The organism is Kitasatospora sp. NPDC058406 (assembly GCF_042722765.1).
GTDB lineage: Bacteria > Actinomycetota > Actinomycetes > Streptomycetales > Streptomycetaceae > Kitasatospora.
Genome location: NZ_JBHXKE010000450.1, coordinates 1 through 2,997 on the forward strand (window position 1 = coordinate 1; position 2,997 = coordinate 2,997).

2 protein-coding genes are annotated in these 2,997 nt (G+C 71.4%); one reads left to right on the forward strand and one right to left on the reverse strand.

What is annotated here, in order from left to right:
- Window positions 1-1,137 precede the first annotated feature (1,137 nt).
- A complete protein-coding gene (locus ACFWOG_RS40335) occupies window positions 1,138-1,446 on the reverse strand; it encodes a hypothetical protein (protein ID WP_380364669.1) in 309 nt (102 codons plus the stop codon).
- A 1,085-nt stretch (window positions 1,447-2,531) separates the two neighbouring features.
- On the opposite strand from ACFWOG_RS40335, the gene ACFWOG_RS40340 reads away from it, so the two are divergent.
- Window positions 2,532-2,942 (forward strand): hypothetical protein, encoded by a 411-nt coding sequence (locus tag ACFWOG_RS40340; protein ID WP_380364671.1) that lies wholly within the window; start codon window positions 2,532-2,534, stop codon window positions 2,940-2,942.
- The last annotated feature ends 55 nt before the right edge of the window (window positions 2,943-2,997 follow it).

Sequence of the window (2,997 nt, forward strand, 5' to 3'; positions counted from 1 at the left end):
AATCCAGCCCACGCGAGCTGTCCAAGATTGCTGTGGGGTCGGTTTTGGGAATCAGACACTGGTAAGCTCCCGCTGGCGCGGGAGCGGCGCCGCTGACGCGGCGTCAGCCGGGGGGTGACGGCTACGCCGTCACCGTGCGTGGTGTGGCCTCGGCTGCGCCTCGGCGGGCGGTGCGTGGTTGGGGGAATTCGCCTGCGGCGAATTCGTTGGCGCGACGCCCACCGTCTCGGCGGGCGTCGGGGCGGGCCGGGCGGCCCCCGTGCGGGGGGGGTTGTACCGGCCCCACGGCCCCCCAAAACTCCGGCTTTCAGCGGTGGTGTGAGGGGGTGTTAGACGGCCGTCGGGCGTCGCTGCGCTCCGCCTTTCCGGTGGCTTTTCTCCGGGCCTACGGCCCATCAACTGGTCGGCTTTCCCGCCTTGTTGAGCCGGTGTTTTCACGGCCCTACGGGCTGATTGGCTGGCAGTGTTTCCCGGGCTGCGCCCGGGGGTGAGCGTTGACGATGTGACGCGGAATTCGGGTAGCGGCCCATCCCTCCGGGGTGGGCGGGGTGCCGGCCGGGGCCTGCGGCCCTCGGCGTTGACGATGTGTCGCGGACTTCCGGTATCAGTCACAACCCCACCCCCGTGGGCCCTCCCTTGGCCCCGGCCGGTGGCCGGTCAGCCGCCTAGTTGCTGGGCTAGCGGCCCATCCGCCGCCCTCGGGGCGGGGCCTGCGGCCCTCAGGGGCAACCCCCGGGCACCGGTCCGGCTCGGCCTCCCCCGGCCCCGGGTGGCGGGCCCTCACAGGCGCCCCGGACGGCGGTCCCTGACGGGCCCTCAACCGCAGACTCCCGGCCGGAATCCGAAGCGAATCCGGCGGCGTTTTCCCGAATTCCGTACAGCCCTATCCTACCGGTCTCCGGAGGGGCGCGGGACGTGAACGGGCAACCTCGCGGCAGCCGTCCATCACGGCTCTATCCTGCCGCACTAACGGCGGGAATCCGAATTCCATTCCGCTCCCTTTCGGACGGCAATTCGAAACCATTCCGTGGCGCAGCGGCGAGGAATCGTATTCAGGCACGCTGGAAAGGGGCCTGCGGCCCTCGCATCCGACACGGTGACCGCCTTTCCAGACCGCCCAGAAAATCCCACCCGACGTCAACCGAGTAATTCCTGGAACGGCGACACCAAACCGAACACCGAGCCAGGACGGCGGCCAGGGCGGGCCCCGAGACGGCCGAGCAACCCGGGGGCCGGGACGGCCAAGACGGCGGCCTGGACGGGCGGCCAGGGCCCCAGCAGCGGGCAGCACAGCAGCGGCCGAGCCGGGCGCAGCAGGACGGCCTGGCGGCCGACCAGGACGGCGACCAGGCCCAGCAGCAGGACGGCGGGGCGCGGCGCCGGGCGACGCGGGCAGGCGGCGGCGGGCCGCCGAGGCCGGCCAACCGGCGCAGCCTGGTGCAACACGGGGTGCAACACGCCCACCCGCCCCCGCTCCCAGCCACATAACACCTGGTCAGACCCGCAACACGGCCCCGCGTTGCACCCCACCGCAACACCACGTCGCACCCCCGCGTCGCACCACCCACCAACCACCCGGCCACCGGCCACCCCGCCACCGAGCACCACCACCAGGACCAGCCCGCCGACAAGGCCGGCCTCCCCGGCGGCCGCCGTCCCGGCCGTGCCCCGCCGCCCCGGACAGCGCCCCGGACGGCGGCCAGGACCGCCAGCACCTGCCAGTCGTCGGCCCGGAGACGGCCACCACCAAGCACCAGCCACGACCCGCGCCCCGGCACCCTGTCCCACCCACCTGTCGCGCCCCCACCACACACACGGGAACAGCCGTATCCGCCCACGTCACAACGCACGACAACCCCCCACACGACAGGCAACGCGACAGCACACGCGACAACCCCCACCCACCACCAGCACAGCGCCGGGACGACCTCCCAGGCCACCACCAGAGCGCCCTGACGGCCACCCAGCCGACCAGCGAGCGGGCGCAACGGACAGGCACGGCCCGGACGGCGACGGCGGGCCCGGGACGGCGAGCCCGGGACGGCGGCGCAGCACCGACCGCCCGGGACACACCCGGACGGAGCGCAGCCCGGGCGGCGGCGAGGCGGGCATGGGCACCGGGGACGGCGGACCCAGCCTGGACGAAACCGAACAGCAACCCCGCCATCACCCCGCCCTACCCGAATTCACGCCACCACCAGCAACGAATCCGCCAAAACAACCAGGCGGAATTACCTGCGGAATTAAGCCCCGAATACAAGCCCACAACACCCCACCGGCCCTCAAGCGGGCCGACCCCACCCACCACCACACACGGTCACCAAAGCAGTCACCCCACACCACCCACCAGACACCCCCGACAGGCATAACCAAAGGTCCAGACAACCCGGCAAGAGAGGCCAAAACACGCCCACCACAACCAACAGGTCACACTCGACGGCAGGGATGGATCTCCTCATTCAGGCCCGGAGTCACCGGGCCAGCACGTAGCGTGGCTGGATCTTGCCCACTGGCAGATCGGAGATTTGCACATGTTCGACCAGGCCACCGAACTACCGCTCCACCTCGCTACCGGAGTGCTGCTCGACGCCGCGCTCCTGTCGCTGATCAGCCCTGGCACCACCGCGTTCCGTGAGAGGTGGGCCGATGGAGAAGCCACCTACGAGAGTGCCCAGTACGCCGGCCTTCCCGACCCAACACCGGCGACAGCGCAGGCACTACGGTGGCTGCTGATCCGCGACGAGGAGCGTGCCACCCGCACCTACGGCCTGATCGCCCACCAGGCCCGTCACCGGTACGACATTCCCGTGCCCTTCACCGCCGGCTGGCTAATCTCCGCCATCAAGTGGGGCGGCGGCGCACCGAACTCCCTCCCCGTCGAGGCCAACATCGACGCGTTCGTCCTGGCCGCCACCACCGAAGCCGCCCTCAAGCTGCTCTAACCCCCCTGTACGGCATGCCGAGGGCGCCGGCCCCTTTAGGGCCGGCGCCCTCGGC

Excerpts from the sequence above, each read along its gene's own strand:
- ACFWOG_RS40340 (WP_380364671.1), top strand. The coding sequence starts at position 2,532 with ATGTTCGACCAGGCCACCGAACTACCGCTCCACCTCGCTACCGGAGTG.